3 protein-coding genes and 1 pseudogene are annotated in these 2,844 nt (G+C 30.9%); all 4 read right to left on the bottom strand.

Features of this window, described 5'->3' with window-relative positions:
• A pseudogene (locus ACIQZC_RS10490) lies at positions 1-365 on the bottom strand (transglutaminase); the annotation flags it as partial.
• Positions 366-392: 27 nt separating this feature from the next.
• Positions 393-1,238: a substrate-binding domain-containing protein gene (locus ACIQZC_RS10485; RefSeq protein ID WP_396139170.1), complete on the bottom strand. Its 846-nt coding sequence runs from the start codon at positions 1,236-1,238 to the stop codon at positions 393-395.
• A 7-nt stretch (positions 1,239-1,245) separates the two neighbouring features.
• Positions 1,246-2,370, bottom strand: coding sequence for an SDR family oxidoreductase (locus ACIQZC_RS10480; protein ID WP_396139169.1), 1,125 nt, complete (start codon positions 2,368-2,370; stop codon positions 1,246-1,248).
• Between the two features lie 38 nt (positions 2,371-2,408).
• Positions 2,409-2,844 (bottom strand): GNAT family N-acetyltransferase (locus tag ACIQZC_RS10475; RefSeq protein ID WP_396139168.1); only part of this gene is annotated, 436 nt, incomplete at its 5' end.

Genomic DNA, 2,844 nt, shown 5'->3' with positions numbered 1-2,844 from the left:
TCTTGAGGATTTGGATTTTCACTCATTGAATAAATCATATAGCGATAATCTTCAAAAACCCTTACAAACCCATAATTTCCAATAACAGTTCCAATAAATAGAACGACTAAATACATAAAAATGATAAGTATTAATATTGTTTTTACCAATTGCAACAGAAGTTGAATTCCAGCTACTATTAAAATAAAAAGTACTATTCGGTCTAAATGAATTGGCCAATCTAAATCAATAAAATTTTGATGCGCAATTAAAAAAACTGGAATTGCAATTAGAATATTTAATATAAAAATGACAATGATATCCCAAGGCTTTGGTAAGGAAAGCTTTTCTTTTAGTTCAATTGTAGTGGGAAATTTTAGTGTCATTTCATTTAAAACGATAAAAATACGGAATTATTTAAGTATCGCTTCTTTAGGTAGTTTTTTATCGATGATTTGTAACTTCAAAAGTTGTTCAAGTATCTTGTCTAAGCTTTGCTCATTCATTTGTTCTTGTGACCAATGGGTTAGTTTTAACCATTCTTGAATGGCATCAAGCTTTTGATTGTATTTGGAAGCTAATGTTCTGTCTATACTCGGAATCATTTTGAATTCTTCGGTAGTAGTATTAATAATGTCTAAAATTTGTTCTATTACTTTTGGATGTTGCTCTAAAACTTCGTTTCGTACTGCGATTACAAAACAAGGCCATGGAGTAGGGCAATCGGTAATTCTTCTAAAAATACCTGCATCTACTAATGGTTGGGTCATGAAACGTTCCCACATGAAATAATTGGCTTTGCCATTGGTTAAGGCTTCAACGGCTCCATCAATAGTGTTGACAATTTCAAACGTTAACTTTTCGGTATTCCAATTTTGATGTTCCGCATTTACAATACTCATCAAATGCGAACCCGAACCCATTCGTGATATCGCAACAATCGAGTTTTCTAAATCGGAAAGTGTTTCATAGCTAGAATTAGCAGCTACGTGAATTCCCCAAATTAAAGGACTTTGAACATAAACTTGAACAATTTTACTTGGATTTCCATTGGTAATATCCTTAATAATACCTTCGGTGAGGATTACAGCAATATCAGTTGTTCCATCACGCAACATTTGGCACATTTTACCAGTACCCTCAGGAACATCAGTCCATTGTAAATCGATTCCCACTGCTTCAAATTCGCCATCATCAATGCTTAAATGCCATGGTAGATTGAAATGTTCTGGAACGCCTGCAATCTTTATTGTTTTCATATAAATATTAAACGTTTATATCTTTGAAATTATGCAATTTAGCATAGCGAATCATGTTAGTAAACGATTCAGAATCTAATTTTGGAATTTCTAAAATTGAATTTAATAAAGTAGTATCATATTCGCTAGCAGCACAAGTTAAGTAAGGTTTTAGATGTTTTCCAATGCTTTCATAATATAATTTTTCTATTGTGTTTTTATAATCGAAGTCTAACGAATTAGGTATAATACTGAAATTTGAATAACCAACTTCTTTCATAATTAATTGCAAGCCTTTTATCAAATTAAAACTTTGATTATGCACTATGTTCAACTGCACAATATCGGCTCTTTCAAAAGTTGAAACAATTACTTTTGAAACATAATCTACAGGAATAATATTTAAACCGGTATTTTCACTAATTGCAAAGCGAACGTTTTGTTGTTGGTCTTTTCGTTGTGCCGTAAAATGAAAAAACTTAGCCATCAAATAAAATACCATATATTTTGGAATAAAATATCGGTTTTCGACGCCCAACATTTTACCACCGATAACACTTGGTCGTAAAATTTGATAGGATAAATTTAATGCTTCACACTGTTCAATGACAAACTCTTCAGAATGAAATTTAGCATTTTCATAAGCATTTCGGTGTTCTAATTCAAAATCTAAATTATGAAAATCGTTGTCAATTAGACCTTTACGAGCACCAGATGAGAATGCGGTGCTGATGTAAATAAATTTTTTAATAAAAGGTGAAAATAGTTGAAAAATAGTCTTAGTCATGACGGCATTCTCATTAAATATTCTTTCTTTTTGATCTTCATCGGTTGATAAGTTCACATAACCTGCCGAATGAATAAAAAAAGAATCCTTCAACTTTTCAGTATAGGAATTCTGAAGTTGTGCTAAATCAGTATCAATGATTTCAATATATTGTAACAAGAAAACAATTCCTTTCTCTAAAAGAAATTTTGGGGTGTAGTTACTGGAAAGTAATTCGATTATTCGTTCCTTTCCAGAAACTTTTCCTTTATTTCGTGTGATTAAATATAATTTTCCGTCGATGTTGTTGATGATATAGTGCTCTAAAATATCATACATAATATGAGAGCCTAAAACACCTGTTGCACCTGTAAGGATTATTTTCATTCCAATTTTAATTTAATACAAAAGTAGTGCTATTTTAATTACTTATTTTCTAATTGCCACCATTTCCATATAATACCATTTTCATCAGGGTAATCTTCCATAAAATTGAAACCTACTTTTTGCAAAACATGATTTGAAGCTCCGTTTTCAGAATGGGTATAAGCATTCATCACTTGAATATTCATTTGATTAAAACCATGTTCTAACCAAGCTTTAGTTGCTTCTGTAGCAAAACCTTGATTCCAAAATTTTTCATTCAGTCGATAGCCATAATCATAGAAATTAGTATTTCCGTTTTCTATGTGGTCGTTTACAAATTTAATTCCTGTCCAACCTATGAATTCGCTTGTTTCTTTTAAAATCGTAGCAAAGCGACCAATTTTATTTTCAACATATTGTTTTTGAACCATTTCAATTATTTGAATAGATTCATCAATATGTAATATAGGCTTTTGCCAAAGGTATTTATGTACA

Source organism: Flavobacterium sp. (assembly GCF_044338735.1).
In the GTDB taxonomy this organism is placed as follows: Bacteria; Bacteroidota; Bacteroidia; order Flavobacteriales; family Flavobacteriaceae; genus Flavobacterium.
The sequence above is the reverse complement of the archived record's forward strand: the minus strand, read 5'-3'. Positions and strand labels throughout refer to the sequence as shown.